Here is a 22,083-nt window from a genome sequence, read left to right on the forward strand (position 1 = left end):
GTGACACAGGCGATCATCTTCGAGAATGCAAGGCTGCTCGACGGGTCCAGCCCGGAAGGCGAGCATGACCGCTTCGTGCGCATCGAAGGCGGGCTGATCCGCGAGGTCTCGGACCGTCCCATCGCCGACGGCGGCGCGCGGCGCATCGATCTCAAGGGCCGGACCCTGATGCCCGGCCTGATCGACTGCCATGTCCATGTGATCGCCAATTCCGCGAATTTCGGCCAGAACGCGCTCCTCCCGGATGCGCTCGTCGCCTTGCAGGCCGTAAAGCTGATGGGCGAGATGCTCCATCGCGGCTTCACCATGGTCCGCGACGTTGGCGGCGCGACCTATGCCCTCGTCGAGGCGCAGGAGCAGGGCCTCTATGTCGGCCCGCGCCTCGTCATCTGCGGCAAGGCCCTGTCGCAGACCGGCGGACACGCCGATTTCCGCGGCCGCTACGACAACCGCGAGCCCGACTACCAGACCCATCAGCTCGGCTCGCTCGGGCGCATCTGCGACGGCGTCGACGCCTGCCGCGCGGCCGCGCGCGACGAGATCCGCCAGGGCGCGCAGTTCGTGAAGATCATGGCCAATGGCGGCATCGCCTCGCCGACCGATCCGATCGCCTTCCTCGGCTTCAGCGATGCCGAGATCGCCGCGATCGTCGAGGAAGCCCACAACGCGCAGACCTATGTCGCCGCGCATCTCTATACCGACGAGGGCATCGCGCGGGCCGTGAAGCTCGGCGTCCGTTCGATCGAGCACGCCAACCTCGTCCAGGCCGCGACCGCGCGCCTCATGCATGAGCGCGGCGCGATCGCTTGCCCGACGCTCGTCACCTATGAGGCGCTGAACAACGAAGGCGCCTCCTACGGCCTTCCCCCCTCCTCCGTCGCCAAGATCGACGACGTCCGCCTGCGTGGACTGGAATCACTCGAGATCATGCGCGAGGCCGGCGTGACGATGGCCTACGGAACGGACCTGCTCGGCGCCATGCATCGCCACCAGTCGGAGGAGTTCGTCATCCGCGGACGCGTGCTCCCCGCCATCGAGGTCATCCGCTCGGCAACCGTCAATGCGGCCGAGCTGATCGGCATGACCGGCAAGATCGGCACCATCAAGCCCGACGCCTATGCAGACTTCATCGTGGTCGACGGCGATCCGCTGGCCGACCTCTCGCTCCTGACGGGACAGGGGCGCAACATGCCGGTCATCATGAAGAACGGCGACTTCATCAAGAACGAACTGAACTAACCAAAAAGGGAACAGGCCATGACCACCAACCGTCGTCAGTTCATCGGCACGCTGGGTGCCGCTTCGGCGCTGATCGCAGCGCCTTCCGTCCTGCGCGCACAGTCGCAGGGCGTCTTCCGCATCGGCGCGCTCTGCCCGGTCACCGGCGCCGGCGCGCCTTACGGCTCCGGCATGCAGAAGATGATCATCGCCGCGGCCGAGATCGTCAACGCCGCTGGCGGCGCGGCCGGCCGCAAGATCGAGGTCGTCGCGGAGGACACGCAGACCAGCCCGCAGGCCGGCGTGCTCGCCGCGAAGAAGCTGATCGACGTCAACAAGATCCAGGCGCTGTTGGGGACGTGGTCGTCCGGCGTCTCGCTGGCGGTGCTGCCGCTGACCAACGACGCCAACATCATCATGATGAATACCTCCGGCGCGCCGGCCCTGTCCGTGCCTCCCGCCAACGCCAAGGGCCTGGCCTATCGCTTCCAGGCCACCAATGATCGTTTCGGCAGGGCCTTCGCCGAGATCTGCGTGAAGGAGGGCTTCAAGCGCCCGGCCACCATGGCCTTCAACAACGCCTCCGGCATCGGCAATACCGAGGGCTTCCGCAAGGCCTGGGAGGCGAAGGGCAACAAGGTCGTCGAGAACGTCGTCTACGAGCCGAACCAGGCCTCGTACCGTTCCGAGCTGCAGAAGGTGCTGGCCGCCAATCCCGACGTGATCGTGACCGGCTCCTACCTCTCCGATACCACGATCATCATGCGCGAATGGTTCCAGACCGGGCAGCCGGTCAAGTGGATCATCCCCGGCTGGGCAGCCAACCCCGATCTGGTGAAGGCGACCGGCCCCGAGGTCGTCGAGGGCGTGATCTCCGTCGACTCGGTCTCCAACGAGACGGCGCCGTCCTTCAAGGCCTATGAAGAAGCCTATCAGAAGGCGACCGGCCAGTCCGGCCAGTCGAACATCTTCAGCGCCATGACCTGGGACATGGTCCATGCGCTCGCCCTGGCGATCGAGGCCGCCGGCTCCACCGAGACGGCGGCGATCAATGCCAAGATCCGCGAGGTCTGCAACCCAGACGGGACGAAGGTCTACGGCTACGCCGAGGGCAAGGAAGCGCTGAAGAAGGGCAAGATCAACTACGAGGGCGCCTCCTCCGTCCTGGATTTCGACCAGTACGGCGATGTCTCCCCGTCCTTCGGCGTCTTCTTCATCGAAGGCGGCAAGCTCAACCGGCGCTACGTCGTCAACATCTGACGCATCGCCCCTGCAGGCCATCGCCTGCAGGGGCCGCAGGCTCCGGCCGCGGCGATGCCCGACCAGGTTGCTCCATGTTCTATGCTCAGCTTTTCATAAACGGGTTATTCCAGGGCCTCGTCATCGGCCTGGCGGCGCTCTCGATCACCCTCGTCTTCGGGATCGCACGCTTTCCCAACGCTGCGACCGGTGACTCCATGACGCTCGGCGCCTATGCGGCGCTGGCCGCCCACAAGGCCAGCGGCTCCTTCATCGTGGCCGGGCTCGGTGCGGCCGGCGCGACCGGAATCGTCCTGCTCCTCGCCTATTGGAGCGTGTTCCGGAAGCTCGCAAACCGATCGGTCGTCGCGCTTCTCGTCGCCTCGATCGGCGTCGCCTTCGTGCTGCGGGCGGCGCTCGGCGTCGCCTTCGGCCATGGCCAGCAGGTCTTTCAGGTGCCGCTCTCGCGCCCCTATGTCTTCGGCGGACTGCGCATACTGCCGCTCGACCTGCAGATGGCGCTGGTCGCGCTCATCACCCTGATCGCCGTCTTCGGCCTGCTCTACCTCACCGCGATCGGGCGGCAGATGCGTGCCGTAGCGGACAACCGCGACCTCGCCCGCGTCTCCGGCATCCGGCCGGGCCGCGTCATGATCGCGCTCTGGCTGCTTGCCGGCGCCGTCGCCGGCATTGCCGGGATGATGCTCGGCATGAAGACGATCGTGACCCCGGAATTCGGCTGGGAAATGCTGCTGCCTGCTTTCACCGCGGCGATCCTCGGCGGCATCGGCTCACCGGTCGGCGCGGTCGTCGCCGGGCTCATCCTCGGCGCGATGCAGGAGGTTTCGACCCCCTTCGTCGGCTTCACCTACAAGATAGCCATCGCCTTCCTGATCATGCTCGCCGTCCTGCTGGTCAGGCCGCGCGGATTGTTCGGTCGCGTCGAGGGAGTGCGCTGATGGAAGCCTATCTCGTCGCGATCGGCATCATCGCGCTGATCTACGTCCTGCTCAGCCTCGGGCTGACGCTGCAATACGGGCTCACCGGCCTGATCAATTTCGGCCATGTCGGCTTCTTCGCGATCGGCGCCTATGCCAGCGCACTGCTCGTCATGAACGGCGCGCCGTTCATCGTCGGCTTCGCGGGCGCGGCCCTGTTCGCGGCAGTGGCGGCGTGGCCGATCGGCCTGGTCTCGCTGCGCCTGCGCGACGATTACTTCGCCGTCGTCACGCTGGGATTCTCGGAGGTCGTGAGGATCGTCCTGACCAGCGAGCGCTGGCTGACCAATGGCGTGCAGGGTATTCCCGGCATTCCGCGGCTCTATTCCGGCCTCGGCGGCGCTGCCGGGCAGCTCGCCACCTTCGCCACCATCCTGGCCGTCACCGTGGTCGCCGCCTGGATGATCCGCCGCATCGCGCGCTCGCCCTTCGGCCGCATCATCGAGGCGATCCGCGACAACGAGGAAGCGGTGCAGGCGCTGGGCAAGGACCCGCCGCGCTTCAAGATCCAGGTGCTCGTGGTCGGCGCGGCGCTCGCCGGCATCGCCGGCGCCTTCTACGCCCACTACATCACCTACATCGTGCCCGAGCAGTACATCCCGCTCGTCACCTTCTATGTCTGGATGGCGATCATCATGGGCGGCGTCGGTCGCGTATCCGGCGCGGTGATCGGCTCGGTAATCCTGATGGCCTTCCTCGAAGGCTCCCGCTTCATCCGCGACATCGTGCCGGGCATCTCCGAGGTTGACATGGCCTCGGTCCGCATCGGCCTCGTCGGCCTGCTGCTGATCCTGTTCATTATCTATCGGCCGCAGGGGCTCATGGGGGATTACACCAAGCGATGAGCCTCGAAATCCGCAACATCACCAAGTCCTTCGGCGGCTTTCAGGCCCTCGACGGCGTGCGCCTCACCATCGAGACCGATGCCCTGTTCGGGATCATCGGCCCGAACGGCGCGGGCAAGTCGACACTGTTCTCGGTCATCTCCGGCTTCGTCCCGGCCGACGCCGGCGAGATCCTGCTGAACGGCGAGCCCATCGACGCACTCTCCCCGCCGCAGCGCGCCCGCGCCGGCATGGTCAGGACCTTCCAGGTTCCGCGCGAGTTCTCGCATCTGACGGTGCGCGAGAACCTGATGGCCTCCGCCCCCGATCAGACCGGCGAGAGCCTGCTCGGCCTGTTCTTTCGCCCCGGCCAGGTCCGCAAGGAAGAAGCGGCGATCGCCGAGACCGTCGAGCGCACCATTGCCTTCCTCAAGCTCGGCAAGGTCGCCGACGTGCCATCGGGCAAGCTCTCCGGCGGCCAGAAGAAGCTGCTCGAACTCGGCCGCGCCCTGATGGTCGAGCCGAAGCTCATCCTCCTCGACGAGCCCTTCGCCGGCGTCAATCCGGTGCTGATCGGCGAGATCATGGAGCGGATCGAGGAGCTGAACGCGCGTGGCATCGGCTTCGTCATCATAGAGCACGATCTGCAGGCGCTGACCCGGCTCGTGCCGCGGCTCGCCGTCATGGATCGCGGCAAGGTTCTGGCCGAGGGCGCGCCCGCCGCTGTCCTCGAGGATCCCGTCGTGCGCGAAGCCTATCTCGGAGGCGTGTCGTGACGCTGCTGGAAATCAAGGACGTCCGCGGCGGCTACGGCGAGGTCGACATCCTCAACGGCATCTCGCTGTCGCTGCAGAAGGGCGAGATCCTAACGGTCGCCGGCACCAACGGCGCCGGCAAGTCGACGCTGGCGAAGGCCATCGTCGGCCTGCTGCCGCGCGTCTCCGGCGGCATCCGGTTCGAGGGGCGCGACCTGCTGCCGCTCGCGACCGAGGATCGTATCGCGGCCGGCATCGGCTATGTCCCGCAGGTCGCCAACGTCTTCGGCTCGATGAGCATTCTGGAGAACCTGCAGGTCGTCGTCGGCGTACGCGATCAGGCACAGCGCATCCGCGAGCTCTTCGAAGCGTTCCCGCTGCTCGGCGAACGCAAGCGTGCGCGCGCCGGCTCGCTCTCCGGCGGCGAACGCCAGCAGCTCGCCTTCGCCCGCGCCCTGATGACGCGCCCGCGCCTGATGATCCTCGACGAGCCGACGGCGGCCCTTGCCCCCGCCAAGGTGGCCGAGGCCTTCGCTCTGATCAAACGCCTGCCCGAGCTCGGCGTCTCGGTTCTGGTCGTCGAGCAGCGCGCGCGCCAGTCGCTCGCGATCTCCGACAATGGCTGCATCCTCGACGGCGGCAAGGTCGCGCTCGCTGGCCCCGCCCAAAGCCTGCTCGACGATCCGAAGGCAGCAGAGCTTTATCTCGGCCAGCACTGACGAAGCGGCCGCTGTCCAAACGGCAGCGGCCTGCAAGCCCGGGTCATCCCTGGAGGCGCAAAACGCTAGGTGCCGCAGAAGGTTGCCAGCACGCGCTCATGCACGGCCGGCGGCTGAGCGTAGTCTTCACGGCCCGGTTGCTCATCATAGGGTTTCGCCAAAACGGCGAGCAATTCCACGAACGGGGCCAGATCGTCCCGTTCCACGGCTGCCTGGATCACCGCCTCGACCCGGTGGTTCCGCGGAATGAACAGCGGATTGACGCTTCGCATCGCGCGCTGCCGCTCTTCCGCGGAGGGGCTCTCCTGCTGCAGCCGCTGCTGCCAACGGCCGTACCAATCGTCGAACTCTCCGGGATTGCCGAAGAGCTCGCGGCAGCTCTGCCCGTTGCCCCCGGCATCATCGCTGAGCCGCCGGAAGGTCAGCGTGAAATCCGCCTGTCCGCGCTGCATCGTGTCCAGCAGTCCCTTGATGAGCGGGACGTCATCGGGCTCTTCGGTCGCGAGGCCAAGCTTGCGGCGGAAGCCGGCGATCAGCGCGGCCTGGAACAGTTCATTGAAGCGGTTGACCGCGTCCTGCGCGATCGCGACGGCCTTTTCCTGGTCATCCGCCAGCAGCGGCAGGAGCGCCTCCGCGAGCCGCGTCAGGTTCCACAGCGCGATCGGCGGCTGGTTGCCATAGGCGTAGCGTCCGTGCTCGTCGATCGAGCTGAAGACGGTCGCCGGATCGTAGCTGTCCATGAAGGCGCAGGGGCCGTAATCGATGGTCTCGCCCGCGATCGACATGTTGTCGGTGTTCATCACGCCATGGATGAAGCCGATCAGCATCCAACGCGCAACGAGATCGGCCTGCGCGGCGACGACGGCTTCCAGCAGGGCAAGATACGGCGCTTCGCTCTCCGCCGCCGGCGGGTAGTGCCGCGCGATGACGTGGTCGGCGAGGAGGCGCAGCGCCTCGACATCGCGCCGCGCTGCGAAGAACTGGAACGTCCCGATCCGGATATGGCTGGCGGCAATGCGGGTCAGGATGGCGCCGGGCAGCAGCGTCTCGCGCCGAACCGTCTCGCCAGTCAGCACCGCCGCGAGCGCCCGTGTCGTCGGCACGCCGAGCGCGGCCATGGCTTCGCTGACGATGTATTCGCGCAGCACCGGCCCCAGCGCCGCCCGCCCGTCGCCGCGCCGCGAGAACGGCGTCGGGCCGGCTCCCTTGAGCTGGATGTCGCGGCGCTGGCCGTCACGGTCCACCACTTCGCCAAGGAGGATGGCCCGGCCGTCACCGAGCTGCGGGCTGAAGCCGCCGAACTGATGCCCGGCATAGGCCGTCGCGATCGGGGTCGTGCCCTCGACGAGGCTGTTGCCGGCGAGCAGGGCCAAACCGTCCTGCCCTTTCAGCCAGCCCGGATCGAGGCCAAGCTGCCGCGCCAGCGCCTCGTTCAGCTTGATCAGCCGGGGTGCCGCGACAGCAGTCGGGTTCACCGCGGCATAGAACCGCTCCGGCAGGCGCGCATAGGAGTTGTCGAACGGAATCGCGATCATCATCCGTAGATATGCGCGCCAGCCGGCATGGCAACGTCAACCCTCACGCAGCCACCGGGACGAGGCCCCGCTCGCGCGGCTCGCGCACCGACACGATTGCCACGGCAGCGATGAGGCAGAGCACGCCGGCAATGAAGAAGGCCGGCAGGTAGCTCGCATAGACCGTGCGGCTGAAACCCGCCCCCCAGGCGGCGGTAGCGGCGCCGAGCTGATGGCCGGCGAAGATCCAGCCGAAGACGAGGTTGGCGCGTTCGCCGAAGCGGTCGGCCGCGAGCTTCACCGTCGGCGGCACCGTCGCCACCCAGTCGAGCCCGTAGAACACCGCGAAGATCGAGAGCTCGTAGAAGCTGAAGCTGGTGAAGGGCAGATAGATCAGCGAAAGCCCGCGCAGGCCATAGTACCAGAACAGCAGCTTGCGGCTGTCGAAGCGGTCGGACAGCCAGCCCGAGCCGACCGTGCCGGCGAAGTCGAAGACACCGATGATCGCAAGCATGCCGGCTGCGGCCACCGGCGCCATGCCGAAATCGCCGCAGAGCGAGACGAAATGGGTCTGCACCAGGCCGTTCGTGCTGGCGCCGCAGACGAAGAAGGTGCCGAACAGCGCCCAGAAGATGCCGGAGCGCGAGGCGTCCTTGAGTGCGACAAGCGGCGAGGCCAGCATCGCGCCCAGCGTCGCGGGTGCTGCTGGCGGCGCTGCCGTCGGAGCTGTCGCGCCATAGGGCGCCAGCCCGATATCGGAGGGCCGGTCGCGCATCAGGATCAGCACCGCGACAGCGGCGAGCAGCAGCATGACGAGCACGACGGCGAGCGCGCTGCGCCAACCCACCGTCTCCGTCAGCGAGGCGAGCAGGGGCAGGAAGACGAGTTGGCCCGTCGCCGTGCTGGCCGTGAGCAAGCCGATCACAAGACCGCGCCGTGCCGCGAACCAGCGCGTCGCGACTGTCGCGCCCAGCACCATGGCCGTCAGCCCTGTGCCGAAGCCGACCACGACGCCCAGGAACAGCATCAGCTGCCACAGCGTCGTCATGACGAAGGAGCCGAGCACACCTGCGGCGATCAGCGTCAAGGCGACGGCCGCGACGCGCCGGACGCCGAAGCGGTTCATGAAGGCAGCGGCGAACGGCCCGATCAGCCCGAACAGCACCAGGCGGATCGCGAAGGCGGACGAGATCTCCGATGTCGACCAGCCGAACTCCTGATGCAGCGGGCCGATCAGGACGCCGGGCGCACCGACGGCGCCGGCCGTCACCAGCATGGTCAGGAAGGTGACCGCCGCGACCACCCAGCCATAATGGATGCCGCGGCGGGCGAAGAAGCGGGGTAATGCCGAGTTCTCGGCGGAGACGGCTATCTGCGACATGAGAGCATCCAATTTATGGGTATATACCCGCTTAAGATTAAACGATCAGAGAAGATCGCTCAGCTCGTTGAGAGCCTTGAGACGCTCGGCGCCAAGACGCCCGGTGATATCCTGCTGGCACGTCTCCCAGAGCGGAGATGCCTCCTCCAGAATCGCCTCCCCCTGCGCGCTCAGCGACACGACCAGCTCCCGCTGATCTTCGCCGCGCCCCAGTTGTACGAGGCCCATCTTCTCGACCACGCGGATATTGCGCCCCATGGTCGATCGATCGAGTTCCAGAAGCCGGCCCAGTTCCGTCAGGCTGACTGGCTGATGCCTCCGGACGTTCCTGAGGATCGCGAACTGGGCGATGTTGATCCCCACCGGCGCCAAAGCGGCGTCGTAGAGTCCCGCAATCTTGCGGGTCACGGTCTTGAGGCGTGTGCAGTAACAGGCGATGGACATCGTTGCGGGTATATGCCCGCTTCGCTGCAAAATCAAGCGCGATTCGACGACCGCGCCGCGGCGTATCCAGCGCAGCCGGCCCGCATGGCACCGACCGCAAAAAGGAGATCATTCATCTCTAAAATCGGAAAACAACGATAAGGACATTCCCCATACCGCCCGACTAGATTGCCGACCGAAGAAGGAAATTCTTCGCTTACGCCGCTGCAGGGCGGCAATATATCGGACCGGCCGGATGTCTCTCGATCATGTTCTCGGTGTCGACCATGTCGTCGTCGCCGTTCGCGACCTCGCTCTCTCGGCCAAGGCCTGGGAAGGGCTCGGCTTCACCGTCTCGCCGCGCGGGCTACATTCGCCGCATATGGGCTCGGCCAATCACACGATCATGCTGCAGGAGGATTATCTCGAACTGCTCGGGATCGTCTCCGACACCGACCAGAACAAGCCCACGCGCGATTTCCTGGCGAAGCACGAAGGTGTCGAGCGCATAGCCTTCACCACCGACGACGCCGCGGCCGGAGCAGCCGAGATCACGGCGCGCGGCTTTCCGGCGATCGGACCAGTGCATTTTGGCCGGCCGGTGCCGCTTCCCGGCGGTGGCGAGGCCGATGCCAAGTTCAACGTCTTCCGCTGGCCGCTCGACGAGCAGCCCGGCGGCATCCGCATCTTCGCCTGCCAGCACCTGACGCGCGAGAACGTCTGGATCCCGGTTCTCCAGCAGCACGCCAACGGCGCCGTCGCGCTGCGTCGCATCGAGATCCTGTCGGCCGATCCGCAGGCCGCCGCGGCACATCTCTCGCGGCTGATCGACGAGCCTGCCCGGCAGGAGGGCGCTGCGTGGCGCGTCGCCTCCGGGCGCTCGCGCGCCGACATCCTGTTCTATACCGCCGAGACTTTCGCCGAGCGCTATCCCGGCGCCGTGCGGGAAGGCGCGGCGCCGAAGGGCGTCGCTGCGCTGGTGCTGGCGACGCGCGATCTCGACGCCGCCGCCAAGGCCTCCGGAGCGATCCGCCACGGCGACGCCGCCAGCGTCCCCGCCGCTCGCGCCTCCGGTTCCGTGCTCAGCTTCGTGCCTGCCTGACCGGCACGGCTCCTGCATTCCGTCTTTCAGCCTCCGAGCTCAGATCGTCGAGGATCCCCATGGACTTCACCCGCCGTTCCATCCTGATGACCTCCGCCGCCATCGCGGCCAACGTCGTCAACCCGTTCAAGGCCTTCGCGCAGGAGACGCCGCGTAAGGGCGGCGTCTTCGGCGTTCACTACGGCGCCGAGCAGCGCCAGCTCAACCCGAGCCTGCAGGCCTCGACCGGCGTCTACATCATCGGCGGCAAGATCCAGGAGCCGCTGGTCGATCTCGATGCCAACGGCAACCCGGTCGGCGTCCTCGCCGAGAGCTGGGAGGCGACCCCGGACGGCAAGACCATCACCTTCAAGCTGCGCAAGGGCGTGACCTGGCATGACGGCCAGCCATTCACCTCGGCGGACGTCCAGTTCACCGCGATGGAGATGTGGAAGAAGATCCTGAACTACGGCACCACGCTGCAGCTCTTCCTCACCGCCGTCGACACGCCCGATCCGCACACCGCGATCTTCCGCTACGAGCGGCCGATGCCGCTGAACCTGCTGCTGCGTGCCCTGCCCGATCTCGGCTACGTCTCGCCGCGCCATCTCTACGAGGGCAAGGGCGACATCCGGAACAACCCGGTGAACCTCGCGCCCATCGGCACCGGCCCGTTCAAGTTCGTCTCCTACGAGCGCGGACAGCATGTGATCGCCGACCGCAACCCGAACTACTGGCGCGAGAACGCGCCCTATCTCGACCGCATCATCTGGCGCGTGATCACCGACCGTTCGGCCGCCGCCGCCCAGCTCGAAGCCGGCCAGTTGCACTACAGCCCGTTCTCGGGACTGACGATCTCGGACATGGCCCGCCTGTCGCAGGACAAGCGCTTCATCGTCTCCACCAAGGGCAATGAGGGCAACGCCCGTACCAACACGATCGAGTTCAACTTCCGCCGCAAGGAACTCGCCGATATCCGCGTGCGCCGCGCCATCGCGCACGCACTGGATATCCCGTTCTTCATCGAGAACTTCCTCGGCGACTTCGCCAAGCGCGGCACCGGGCCGATCCCCTCGGTCTCGACCGGCTTCTACCCGGCCGACAACGGCCCGCAATATCCGTTCGACAAGGCGCTGGCGGTCAAGCTGCTCGACGAGGCCGGCTACAAGCCCGGCCCTGGCGGCACGCGCTTCTCGCTCCGGCTGACACCCGCCCCCTGGGGCGAGGACATCTCACTGTTCTCCACCTTCATCCAGCAGTCGCTGGCGCAGGTCGGCATCAAGGTCGACATCGTGCGCGTCGACGGCGGCGGCTTCCTGAAGAGCGTCTACAACGACTGGGATTTCGACCTCGCCACCGGCTGGCACCAGTACCGCAACGATCCGGCCGTCTCGACCACGGTCTGGTATCGCTCCGGCCAGCCAAAGGGCGCGCCCTGGACCAACCAGTGGGACTGGAAGGACGAGGCCGTCGACAAGATCATCGACGACGCGGCGACCGAGGTCGATCCGGCCAGGCGCAAGGCGCTCTATGGCGAGTTCGTGCGCAAGGTGAACACCGAGCTGCCGATCTGGACGCCGATCGAACAGATCTTCGTCACCACGATCAGCGCCAAGGCCCGCAATCACTCGAACACCCCGCGCTGGGGTTCGTCGAGCTGGCACGACCTTTGGTTGGCCGAGTAAGAACTGGAGAGCGGGCCGGCCTCTCGCGCGGCCCGCGACAACACGGCGCGTAGACCATGCGTATTCTCACCCTTGCGGGGCGGCGGCTCGCCGCCTCGATCCCGACGCTGTTGCTGATCCTGATCGGCATCTTCCTGCTGCTGCAGTTCGCACCCGGCGACACTGTCGACGCCATGATGGCGCAGATGGGTGGCGGCGACGCCAAGCTCGCGCAGGAACTGCGCCGCTTCTATGGGCTCGACCTCTCCACCGCCGAGCGGCTCGGCCAGTATCTCTGGCGGCTGGTCCGCTTCGATCTCGGCCATTCCGCCATCTACGGCAAGCCGGTCGCCAGCGTCATCGCCGAGCGCCTTCCCGCGACGCTGCTGCTGATGGTCTCCGCGCTTTCCTTCGCCTTCTTCGCCGGCATCGTATTCGGCGTCCTCGCCGCGCGCGACGTCAATCGCTGGCGGGATACGCTCATCTCGACGCTCGGCCTGATCTTCTACGCCACGCCCTCTTTCTGGTTCGGGCTGATGGCGATCGTGGTGTTCTCCGTGCATCTGCAATGGCTGCCGGCCGGCGATTTCGAGGATATCGGCGCTGGCCTCACGGGTTTCGCCCGCACGCTCGACATCGCGCGCCACCTCGTCCTGCCGACGCTGACGCTCGGGCTGATCTATCTCGCCATCTATCTGCGGCTGATGCGCGGCGCGATGCTGGAGGTCCTCAACCTCGATTTCGTCCGCACCGCCCGCTCGAAGGGCCTCGACGAGACGCGGGTCATCACCCGCCATGTCCTGCGCAACGCGCTGCTGCCGATGGTGACGCTGATCGGCCTGCAGGCCGGCACGATGCTCGGCGGCTCGGTCGTCGTCGAGAGCGTCTTCTCGCTGCCCGGCCTCGGCCGCCTCGCCTATGAATCGGTAATTCAGCGCGATCTCAACACGCTGCTCGGCATCGTCTTCGTCTCGGCGCTGCTGGTGATCGTCGTGAACTTCATCGTTGACCTCCTCTACGCGCGGCTCGATCCGCGCATCGCGCCGGAGGGCTGAGCAATGGACGCCCTCAAGCGCTATTTCCGCAGCCCGCCGGCGGTGATCGGCCTCGTCCTTCTGCTCCTCGTCATCGCGATGGCAGCGAGCGCCGGCTGGCTCTTCCCGCGCGATCCGCTGGCGCTCGCCGGCCGGCCGCTGCAATGGCCGCTCGCCAATCCGCGCTTCCTGCTCGGCACCGACAATTCCGGCCGCGACATCGCCGCCCAGATCTTCTACGGCGCGCGCATCTCGCTGCTGATCGGCATCGTCGCCACGGTCATCGCGGTCGCGATCGGCATCGTCATCGGCGCGCTGGCCGGCTTCTATGGCGGCAAGGTCGACACCGTGCTGATGCGCATCACCGAGGCCTTCCAGACCCTGCCGAACTTCCTGCTGCTTCTGGTGCTCGTCGTCGTCTTCGGCTCGACGCTGCCGACGGTCATGGTCGCGATCGGCATCGTCTCCTGGCCGGCACCGGCCCGCCTCACCCGCGCCGAGTTCCTCTCGCTGCGTAACCGCGAATTCGTGCAGGCCGGGCGCACCATCGGCCTCTCCGATCTCAAGCTGATCTTCGGCGAAATCCTGCCCAACGCGCTGCCGCCGGTCATCGTCTACGCCAGCGTCGTCATGGCGGTCGCTATCCTGCTCGAAAGCTCGCTCGCCTTCCTCAAGCTCTCCGACCCCAACGTCGCCTCATGGGGCAATCTGATCGGGCTCGGCCGCGACGTGCTGCGCGTGCAGTGGTACGTCTCGGCCATCCCCGGCTTCGCGATCGTGCTCACCGTGCTCGGCGTCTCGCTGGTCGGCCAGGGACTGAACGACGCCCTCAACCCGAGGCTCAAGGGACGATGAGCGCGATCCTTACCCTCGACAGACTGACTGTCGGCCTGCCGGAGGGAGCCGACCGGCCCCACGCAATGAAAGACGTCTCGCTGGAGCTGAAGGCGGGCGAGATCGTCTGCGTCGTCGGCGAATCCGGCTCCGGCAAGTCGATGACCGCCAATGCGATCATGCGGCTCCTGCCCACCGGCGTCGCGATCGAGCGCGGCCGGATCCTTTTCGAAGGCCGCGACATCGCCGCGCTGAGCGAGGCCGAGATGCGAAAAATTCGCGGCGCCGGCATCGCCATGATCTTCCAGGAGCCGATGACGGCGCTGAACCCGCTGCGCTCGATCGGCGACCAGATCGGCGAGATGCTCAGCATCCATACCGCTCTCGACAGGCGCGCGATCGCGGCCCGTGTTCAGGACCTCCTGACGGAAGTCCAGATCCCGGAGCCCGAGCGCGCCGCCAAAGCCTATCCGCACGAACTCTCGGGCGGCCAGCGCCAGCGCGCCATGATCGCAATGGCGCTCGCGCTCGACCCGAAGGTACTGATCGCGGACGAGCCGACGACGGCGCTCGACGTCACCACCCAGGCACAGATCCTCAAGCTCATCCGCGAGCTGCAGGCGCGCAAGGGCACCGCCGTGCTCTTCATCACCCACGACTTCGGTGTCGTCGCCGAGATCGCGGACCGCGTCGTGGTGATGCAGCACGGGCTCGTCGTCGAGCAGGGCGAACCCAAGACCGTCCTGAGCCGTCCCAGCCACCCCTATACCCGCCAGCTCATCGCGGCCGTGCCGGCCCTGAAGCCGCCGCCGCCACGTCCGCTTTCGGACGAGCCGATCCTGACGATCGAGAACGTCTCGAAGACCTATCGCACCGGCGGCTTCCTCGGCCGTGGCCAGCGCGTCACCCATGCGGTGAAGAACGTGACGCTCGCCCTGCCGAAGGGCGCGACGCTCGGCATCGTCGGCGAGTCCGGTTCGGGCAAGTCGACGCTGGCGCGCTGCATCATCCGGCTGATCGACCCCGATGCCGGCGCGATCCGCCTGAAGGGCGAGGATCTGACCAAGCTCTCGCGCTCGGAGATGCGCGCGCGCAGCCGACACATCCAGATGGTGTTCCAGGACCCCTTCGCCTCGCTCAATCCCCGCCGCAAGGTCGGTGACCTGGTCGCGCAGGGCCTCGTCGTCAACGGCATGCCGCGCCGGCAGGCTTTGGAGCGCGCCCGCGAGCTCTTCGGCCTCGTCGGGCTCGATCCCGCAGCAGCGGACCGCTATCCGCACGAGTTCTCCGGCGGCCAGCGCCAGCGTATCGGCCTGGCGCGGGCTCTTGCGCTCGAACCCGACGTCCTCGTCGCCGACGAGCCGGTCTCGGCTCTCGACGTCTCCGTACAGGCGCAGGTGCTCAAGCTCCTCGCCGATCTGCGCGAGCGGCTGGGGCTCTCCATCGTCTTCATCACCCATGACCTGCGCGTCGCGTCGCAGGTCTGCGATCTCGTAGCGGTGATGAAGAACGGCGAGGTCGTGGAGGCCGGCACGGTGGCCGAGGTGTTCGGCCAGCGCAAACACCCCTACACGCAGGCGCTGCTCGCCTCGATCCCCGGCCAGGGCTTCGGCACGGCCGAGGCCCTCCGCAAAACGGCGGAGGTTCCATGATGAAGCGCATCGCGACGCCGGTGCCGATCGCCGGCGGCCTTGCTCGGCATGAAGCGCAGGTGAAGCGCGACCTCGCCTTGCTTGGCTTCCCGGCCAAGCCCTGGCTCCATCCGCGGACGATAAATGCGAGCGAGCCGGTTCTCGACGTCGCCATCATCGGCGCCGGCATGAACGGTATCGCCGCGGCTTCGGCACTTCTGGCCAAGGGCATCGTCAACATCCGCGTGTTCGACGCCAACGAGCCGGGGCGCGAAGGCCCGTGGAATCGCTATGCGCGCATGGACACGCTGCGCTCGCCCAAGACGCTGACCGGGCCGGCCCTCGGCATCCCCTCGCTGACCTTCGCCGCCTGGTACATGGCGAGCTTCGGCGAAGCGGCGTGGGAGGCCCTCTACAAGATACCCAATGCCGTCTGGGTCGATTATCTCGGCTGGCTGCAGCGCGTGCTGGATCTGCCGGTGCAGCACCGGACCACGCTGTCGAAGCTGCGGCCGCATGACGGCCTGCTCGCCCTCGATATCGAGACAGCGGAGGGAGCGAAGACCGTCTTCGCGCGCCATGTCGTTCTGGCGACCGGGCGAGGCGGCGCCGGCGGCGATGTCTGGCCAGACATCGTACCGTTGGCGCTGAAGCCGGCCTTCGCAGCCCACAGCAACGACCCGATCGATTTCGACAAGCTGCGCGGCAAGTCGGTCGGCGTCATCGGCGGCAGCGCCTCGGCCTGGGACAATGCCGCAACCGCGCTGGAGCAAGGCGCGGCAAGCGCGGCGATGTATCTGCGCCGGCCGCATCTGCCGCAGATCAACAAGGGGCGGGGCTCGGCCAACCCCGGCTACTTCCACGGTTGGGGTGCCCTGCCGGATGCCGAGCGCTGGGCGCTCGCGGCCTATCTCGACGATAGGCTGGCGCCGCCGCCGCACGAGACTGTGTTGCGCGCCCTGAGATCGGACGGGCTCGACATCCGTTTCCGCCACAGCGTGGCGGCCGTCCGCCGCGAAGGCGAACAGGTCGTGCTCGACATCGACACGCCCGCGGGCCGGATCGAACGTCGTCACGATTTCCTCGTCGTCGCCACCGGCTTCCAGATCGACGCGGCCAGCATCGCGGAACTGGCGGACTTCGCGCCGCATGTCGCGCGCTGGAGCGATCGCTACACACCGCCGACCGGGCTCGCCCGCCCCGCCCTGGCGCGGGCGCCCTATCTCGGCCCGGGCTTCGAGCTCCAGCCGCGCGACGCCGATGCACCGGCCGAACTCTCGCGCATCCATCTCGTCAATCACGGCGCCCTTGTCAGCCATGGCGCAATCGCGAGCGACATTCCCGGCGTCGCCATCGCCGGAGAGCGCGTCGCGCAGGCGCTCGTCGCCGGCTTCTTCCGGCAGGACATCGCCGAGGTCCGGCGCGATCTCGAAGCCTTCGACGAGCCGGAGCTGAAGGATACGCCGTTCTTCAGGCCGGAGGATTTCCCGCATTCCTGACGCGGACGGTGCACGCCATCAGCGCGGGCCGGTTTCGCTGCCCTTCGTCTGCCCCTGCGTGATCAGGCGGGCGCTGCGGTGCCCGCTGACATAGATCCACAGCCAGTTCAGCGCGACGGCGAGGCGGTTGCGCAGGCCGATCAGGAAGAAGATGTGCGCGATGCCCCAGGTCCACCAGGCGATGCGCCCCTTCAGCTTGATCCAGCCGAAATCGACGATGGCCGCACGCTTGCCGATGGTCGCAAGATTGCCGGCATTGCCATAGGCGAAGGGCGGCGGCGCGGCCTTGCCCTTCAGCCGCGCCGTGATCACCCCGGCGACATAGCGCCCCTCCTGCTTGGCCGCAGGCGCGACACCCGGCACCGGCTTGCCGTCCGCTGACACGACATGGGCCGTGTCTCCGACGACGAAGATGCTGGCGTCGCCGGGGACGGTGAGGTCGGGCTCGACCATCACCCGCCCGGCCCGGTCGGCCGGCGCTCCCAGCCATTCCGCCGCCGGCGAGGCTGCAACGCCCGCTGCCCACAGGATCGTCTTCGCCGGCAGGAAGGTGCCCCCAAGCTCGATACCGTCCTCGGTGCAGCGCGACACCGCACGGCCGGTCTTGACCTCGACGCCGAGCCGGGTCAGCGCGCGGTCCGCATAAGCCGAGAGGCCTTCGGTGAAGCCCGCCAGGATGCGCGGGCCCGCCTCGACCAGAACCACCCGCGCGCTGCGGGTATCGAAATTGCGGAAGTCGGTGCGCAGCGTGTCATGCGCCAGCTCGGCGATCGTGCCGGCGAGCTCGACGCCCGTCGGCCCCGCCCCGATGATGACGAAGGTCAGCAACTCGGCGCGCCGGGCCTTGTCCGTCTCCCACTCCGCCTGCTCGAAGGCCGACAGCACGCGCCGCCGGATCTTCGTCGCATCCTCAAGCGTCTTCAGGCCGGGCGCATAGGGCTCCCATTCGTCATGGCCGAAATAGGCATGGCGCGCCCCGGTCGCGAGGATCAGGCTGTCGAAGGCGAGCGGCGGCTCGCCTTCTATAAGCACGTTCTTTGCGTTCCTATCGACGCCGACGACGCTGCCCAGGAGCGTGGTGACGTTCGGATAGCGGCGCAGCAGCGAGCGGACCGGCCAGGCGATCTCGGAGGTCGGCAAAGACGCCGTCGCGACCTGATAGAGCAGAGGTTGAAAGAGGTGGTGGTTGCGCCGGTCGACGACCGTGATCCTGACCGGCGCGCCGGCAAGGTTGCGCGCTGCTTCCAGCCCGCCGAAGCCGGCCCCGACGATGACGACGTGGTGGGGGGCGGCAGCCGTCATCGGCTATCCGATGCCGGCGAAGCTGCGGCGACGATATCCGGAGATGCGTCTCATGAGGTCTCCCGCTCCAACCAATAAGCCGGTGCGGGCCCGGCGAAAAGCGGAGAGATCAATGCGGGGCGCGACAGCCGTCCCGCATCAGGCGCAACGCGCGTTCTGCCTGCCAGGCGCGGCGGCCCGGCAAACAGCGCTACTGCAGGTCCCGGAAGGCTTCCTGCAGCCGCTCTACGGCCTCGACCACCGTGGCGCGCGGCGTGGCAAGATTGAAGCGCAGGAAGCTGTCGCCACCCGTGCCGAAGCTCGGGCCGTGGTTTACCGCGATCTTCGCCTGCTTCTCGACACGGGCGGTGAATTCCGCACGTTCCATGCCGGTTCCGGCAAGATCCACCCAGGCGAGATAGGTCGCCTCGAGCGGCATCGAGCGCAGGCCGGGGATGGCATTCACCCCGTCGTCGAACAGCTTCCTGTTGCCGTCGATATAGGCCACGAGCCGGTCGACCCAGGCCGCGCCCTCCGGGCTGTAGGCGGCGGTCGCCATCGCCATGCCGAAGGAGTTGGGCGAGATGCCATGCGCGTTCATCCGCGCGCGGAAGCGCTCGCGCAGAGCCTCGTCGGGGATGATGACATTGCCGATATGGGCCCCGGCGATGTTGAAGGTCTTGGTTGTCGCCGTCATCATCACGAGGCGGTCGACGATGTCGGGCGCCGCGAGCGGCATTACTGTGTGCCGATACCCCGGCATGACCAGATCGTGGTGGATCTCGTCGGCGACGAGTATCAGATCGTGGCGCTTGCAGAACGCCGCGATCTCGCGAAGCTCGTCGGCGGTCCAGACGCGCCCGCCCGGATTATGCGGCGAACACAGGATCAGCATCCGCTCGCGGCCGGTCATCTGCGCGTCCCAGCCGGGAATGTCGAGGACGTAGCGGCCGTCCTCGACCGGGAGCTGGCACTCGACGACCTGCCGGCCGGCAGAGCGGATGATGCGGGCGAAGGCGTGGTAGACCGGCGTCATCAGCACGACGCCGTCGCCCGGCGCGGTGAAGGCATCGACGCAGAGGGCCGTGCCGTTGACCAGGCCGTGGGTGGTGAAGATCGCCTCCGACGCCACCTCCCAGTCATGGCGGGTCTTCATCCACCAGCGGATGGCGTCACTATTGGTGCGGTCATCGCCGAAATAGCCGTAGACGCCATGGCTTGCCATGCGCTCCACCGCCTGCTGGACGCAAGGAGGCGGCCGGAAATCCATGTCGGCCACCCACATGGCGATGCCGTCGGAAGCCGACACGCCATAGTTCTTCTCCATCGTGTCCCATTTGGCGGAATGGGTTCCGCGGCGGTCGATCAGCTCGTCGAAGTCCGGCATTCTAAACATTGATTATCCCCAGAAGCGGCCGCGAGTGTTTGAATCCGGTCCGCTTCCGCCCGTTTTGCCGCGTCGGATCGCGGGCGTAAACCGGCGAAACCACCACGGCAGCTTTCGAAAATCAGCATGACGACGCGGACGAAGAGCGCGGCGACGGTCGACCTCCCGGCTTGTCCTTGCCGCATGGCCGCTGCGGCGGGAATGGCGAGGCGTTCCGGTTGAGAGGCGCAGGATCACCGCCTAGGCTGGCCGCGCTCCCGCTCGGGAGCCGGCCCGACCTGCGGGCCGTCCTTGATTCACAATCGCAACGTTTTTCCGCAAAGGCCTACAACGCAATGGCTTCCTCCGACGCCTTGGCTCCGGTCTTCGATCATATCGAAGCCAACCGCAGCACCTTCCTCGACCGGCTGATCGACTATCTGCGCCACCCGAGCATCAGCGCCGAGAACATCGGCATCGCCGAGGTCGGGGCTCTCTTGGTCGAGATGCTGACGGAGATCGGGCTCGAGACCAGCCTCGTGCCGACCGAAGGACACCCCATGGTCGTCGCCCGCTGGGAGAAGGCGCCGGGCAAGCCGACGGTGCTGCTCTACGGCCATTACGACGTGCAGCCACCGGACCCGCTCGACAAGTGGGTTTCCCCGCCCTTCGAGCCCACGATCCGCGACGGCCGCCTCTATGCGCGCGGCGTCGGAGACAATAAGGGCCAGCACTTCGCCCAGATCCTGGCAATCGAATCCCATCTCAAGGTCCATGGCGAACTGCCCTGCAACGTCATCCTGCTGCTGGAGGGCGAGGAGGAGATCGGCAGCCCGCGCATCGCCGGCTTCGTGCGCGCCAACCAGGACAAGCTGAAGGCCGATCTCGCCGTCACCGCCGACGGCCCGCGCCATTCCAGCGGCGCGCCGACCATCAAGTTCGGCTCACGCGGCGTCGTCTCCTTCGACCTGCGCTGTCGCCATGCCAGCCGCGACGTCCATTCCGGCAATTTCGGCGGTGTCGTACCGAACCCGATCTGGACGCTGGTCCACCTGCTCGCCACCATGAAGAACGCCAATGGCGAGATTACCATCGAGGGCCTGCACGACGACGTCCAGCCGCCGACCGCCGAGGATCTGGAGGCGATCGAGCGCCTGCCGCTCGATATTGAGGCGTTCAAGCAGGGCCTCAGCCTCAGGCGCCTCGACGCACCGCTCGACCGGCCCTTCTATGATCGCCTCTGCTTCCAGCCGACGCTGACGATCAACGGCTTCCACGGCGGCTATGGCGGGCCGGGCACCAAGACCGTGCTGCCGAACGAGGCGCTGGTGAAATGCGACATCCGGCTCGTCGAGGCGCAGGACCCGGAGGATATCCTCCGCAAGGTCAGGGCGCATGTCGAAAAGCACGCGCCGGAGGTCGAGTTCATCGTCGAGGAAACCGGCATGCAGCCCTCGAAGACGCAGATCGCCTCGCGCTATACCGCGCCGCTGCGCCGCGCCTTCGTCGCCGCCCATGGCGAGGAGCCGCTGCTGATCCCGGCCGGCTTCGGCAGCCTGCCGAACTACGTCTTCACCAAGATCCTCGGCATCCCCGCCTATGTCACGCCCTATGCCAACCATGACGAGGCCAACCACGCGCCGAATGAGAACATGACGCTGGATTGCTTCCAGAGCGGCATCAGGACGGGCGCGGCGCTCCTGCACGAGTTGGGGCAGTTGCAGAACAAGGACTGATCGCCCACCCAAAACTCCCCCGTCATTCCGGGGCAAGTCCGGAATGACGGCGTGTTCCCGAAGCATGCTGGATGCACGCCGAGTCTACGAGGCCGACATTTCCTCGTCGGCCTTGCCCCTCAGCAGGAAGATGCCGGCACCGGCGCTCATCAGGGCGAGGCAAAACCAGGTCAGCGCATAGACCAGATGCGCGTTGCGGAAATTGACCTGGGTCATGCCGCCCTGCGGCAGCGGCCCAGGCTCGGAGGCCGCATCGGCATCGACGAAATAGGGTGCGACCTCGCCCAGGCCTCGCGCCGAGGCGATCGCGGCAACGTCGCGTGAATACCAGCGCCCCGCGGCAGGATCGTTGGCGCGCAGGAAACCGCCTGTCGGCTCGGTGAGCCGCAACAGCCCGACCACCCTCGCCTGTTCGCCGGCAACCTTGCGCCGGTCCTCAGCCCCGCGTCGATCCTCCGGCACGAAGCCGCGATTGACGAGGACGGTGAAGCCTGAATCGGCGCGGAACGGCGCGAGCACCCAGAAACCCGGACCGCGCTCGGTCACGGCCATCGTCAGCGTCTCCGGCGCATCGAGATAGCGCCCCTGCAGAGCGACACGGCGGTATTCGTCGGCAGCTTGGTTGATCGCAGGCCACTCCGATGGCCCTGGCGCAGCCACGGCCGGCGCATGGACGCGCGCATCGACGCGGGCGATCAGGTCGAGCTTCCAGCTCCGCCGCTGGACCTGCCAGACTCCGAGGCCTGCGGCGACCAGCGCAACCAGTGCGAGCGCAAGAACGAAGATGAGGCGGGCGACGCGCGGGCGGCGCCTCGCTCTTGGTACCGGCGGCGGCGTCATCGCGGCGCGTCCAGAGACTGTTTGGCAACTCGCTGTGGGGAGTCGA

Annotated in this window: 19 protein-coding genes; 13 read left to right on the plus strand and 6 right to left on the minus strand. The window is 67.3% G+C overall.

Annotated elements, in window-relative coordinates; genetic code table 11:
- From AC1DNE_RS07480 to AC1DNE_RS07505, 6 genes are all read left to right on the plus strand, one after another.
- Entirely contained in the window at positions 1 to 1,239 is a 1,239-nt protein-coding gene (locus AC1DNE_RS07480) for a metal-dependent hydrolase family protein (RefSeq protein WP_476840997.1), read from the plus strand.
- A gap of 18 nt (positions 1,240 to 1,257) precedes the next feature.
- Complete coding sequence (locus AC1DNE_RS07485; protein ID WP_441470632.1) at positions 1,258 to 2,478, plus strand: ABC transporter substrate-binding protein; 1,221 nt, start codon at positions 1,258 to 1,260, stop codon at positions 2,476 to 2,478.
- Positions 2,479 to 2,552: 74 nt separating this feature from the next.
- Positions 2,553 to 3,416, plus strand: a complete 864-nt coding sequence (locus AC1DNE_RS07490) for a branched-chain amino acid ABC transporter permease (RefSeq protein WP_476765109.1) — start codon at positions 2,553 to 2,555, stop codon at positions 3,414 to 3,416.
- Complete coding sequence (locus AC1DNE_RS07495) at positions 3,416 to 4,300, plus strand: branched-chain amino acid ABC transporter permease (RefSeq protein ID WP_476765108.1); 885 nt, start codon at positions 3,416 to 3,418, stop codon at positions 4,298 to 4,300. Before AC1DNE_RS07490 ends, AC1DNE_RS07495 begins: the two co-directional genes overlap by 1 nt.
- A complete protein-coding gene (locus AC1DNE_RS07500; protein ID WP_476765107.1) occupies positions 4,297 to 5,055 on the plus strand; it encodes an ABC transporter ATP-binding protein in 759 nt (252 codons plus the stop codon). The genes AC1DNE_RS07495 and AC1DNE_RS07500 overlap by 4 nt, the downstream gene beginning before the upstream one ends.
- A complete protein-coding gene (locus tag AC1DNE_RS07505; RefSeq protein ID WP_441470636.1) occupies positions 5,052 to 5,753 on the plus strand; it encodes an ABC transporter ATP-binding protein in 702 nt (233 codons plus the stop codon). The genes AC1DNE_RS07500 and AC1DNE_RS07505 overlap by 4 nt, the downstream gene beginning before the upstream one ends.
- A 65-nt stretch (positions 5,754 to 5,818) precedes the next feature.
- Here AC1DNE_RS07505 and AC1DNE_RS07510 read toward each other — a convergent pair whose 3' ends face one another.
- Genes AC1DNE_RS07510 through AC1DNE_RS07520 form a run of 3 tightly spaced genes read right to left on the minus strand, consistent with a single transcriptional unit; the run spans position 5,819 to position 9,092 of the window.
- Positions 5,819 to 7,291, minus strand: coding sequence for a protein adenylyltransferase SelO (locus AC1DNE_RS07510; protein WP_441470637.1), 1,473 nt, complete (start codon positions 7,289 to 7,291; stop codon positions 5,819 to 5,821).
- A gap of 40 nt (positions 7,292 to 7,331) precedes the next feature.
- Positions 7,332 to 8,648, minus strand: coding sequence for an MFS transporter (locus tag AC1DNE_RS07515; RefSeq protein ID WP_441470638.1), 1,317 nt, complete (start codon positions 8,646 to 8,648; stop codon positions 7,332 to 7,334).
- 45 nt (positions 8,649 to 8,693) lie between these two features.
- Positions 8,694 to 9,092 carry a MarR family winged helix-turn-helix transcriptional regulator gene (locus tag AC1DNE_RS07520; RefSeq protein WP_441470639.1) on the minus strand — a complete coding sequence of 133 codons (399 nt, stop codon included), beginning with the start codon at positions 9,090 to 9,092 and terminating at the stop codon, positions 8,694 to 8,696.
- 235 nt (positions 9,093 to 9,327) lie between these two features.
- On the opposite strand from AC1DNE_RS07520, the gene AC1DNE_RS07525 reads away from it, so the two are divergent.
- The 6 genes from AC1DNE_RS07525 to AC1DNE_RS07550 are packed head-to-tail and all read left to right on the plus strand — an operon-like array spanning position 9,328 to position 16,814.
- Positions 9,328 to 10,173: a VOC family protein gene (locus AC1DNE_RS07525; RefSeq protein WP_441470640.1), complete on the plus strand. Its 846-nt coding sequence runs from the start codon at positions 9,328 to 9,330 to the stop codon at positions 10,171 to 10,173.
- Between the two features lie 59 nt (positions 10,174 to 10,232).
- Positions 10,233 to 11,837 carry an ABC transporter substrate-binding protein gene (locus AC1DNE_RS07530; RefSeq protein WP_441470641.1) on the plus strand — a complete coding sequence of 535 codons (1,605 nt, stop codon included), beginning with the start codon at positions 10,233 to 10,235 and terminating at the stop codon, positions 11,835 to 11,837.
- A 56-nt stretch (positions 11,838 to 11,893) separates the two neighbouring features.
- On the plus strand, positions 11,894 to 12,871 hold the full coding sequence (locus tag AC1DNE_RS07535; RefSeq protein WP_441470642.1) for an ABC transporter permease: 978 nt from the start codon (positions 11,894 to 11,896) through the stop codon (positions 12,869 to 12,871).
- A gap of 3 nt (positions 12,872 to 12,874) precedes the next feature.
- Complete coding sequence (locus AC1DNE_RS07540; protein ID WP_441470643.1) at positions 12,875 to 13,705, plus strand: ABC transporter permease; 831 nt, start codon at positions 12,875 to 12,877, stop codon at positions 13,703 to 13,705.
- Positions 13,702 to 15,336 (plus strand): ABC transporter ATP-binding protein, encoded by a 1,635-nt coding sequence (locus AC1DNE_RS07545; RefSeq protein ID WP_441470644.1) that lies wholly within the window; start codon positions 13,702 to 13,704, stop codon positions 15,334 to 15,336. The genes AC1DNE_RS07540 and AC1DNE_RS07545 overlap by 4 nt, the downstream gene beginning before the upstream one ends.
- Positions 15,333 to 16,814: an NAD(P)-binding domain-containing protein gene (locus AC1DNE_RS07550; protein WP_476765105.1), complete on the plus strand. Its 1,482-nt coding sequence runs from the start codon at positions 15,333 to 15,335 to the stop codon at positions 16,812 to 16,814. Before AC1DNE_RS07545 ends, AC1DNE_RS07550 begins: the two co-directional genes overlap by 4 nt.
- Positions 16,815 to 16,832: 18 nt before the next feature.
- Here AC1DNE_RS07550 and AC1DNE_RS07555 read toward each other — a convergent pair whose 3' ends face one another.
- Together AC1DNE_RS07555 and AC1DNE_RS07560 are read right to left on the minus strand one after the other, a co-directional pair.
- Positions 16,833 to 18,116 (minus strand): NAD(P)/FAD-dependent oxidoreductase, encoded by a 1,284-nt coding sequence (locus AC1DNE_RS07555; protein WP_476765104.1) that lies wholly within the window; start codon positions 18,114 to 18,116, stop codon positions 16,833 to 16,835.
- 190 nt (positions 18,117 to 18,306) lie between these two features.
- On the minus strand, positions 18,307 to 19,491 hold the full coding sequence (locus AC1DNE_RS07560) for a MalY/PatB family protein (RefSeq protein WP_441470647.1): 1,185 nt from the start codon (positions 19,489 to 19,491) through the stop codon (positions 18,307 to 18,309).
- A 326-nt stretch (positions 19,492 to 19,817) separates the two neighbouring features.
- Between AC1DNE_RS07560 and AC1DNE_RS07565 the strand changes: the two genes are divergently transcribed.
- The gene (locus AC1DNE_RS07565; RefSeq protein ID WP_476766384.1) at positions 19,818 to 21,197 is read left to right on the plus strand and encodes a M20/M25/M40 family metallo-hydrolase; all 1,380 of its coding nucleotides are present in this window, start codon (positions 19,818 to 19,820) and stop codon (positions 21,195 to 21,197) included.
- A gap of 84 nt (positions 21,198 to 21,281) precedes the next feature.
- Here AC1DNE_RS07565 and AC1DNE_RS07570 read toward each other — a convergent pair whose 3' ends face one another.
- Entirely contained in the window at positions 21,282 to 22,037 is a 756-nt protein-coding gene (locus tag AC1DNE_RS07570) for an SURF1 family protein (RefSeq protein WP_476766383.1), read from the minus strand.
- Positions 22,038 to 22,083 lie beyond the last annotated feature (46 nt).

Source organism: Allobosea sp. 05L423, assembly GCF_056397745.1.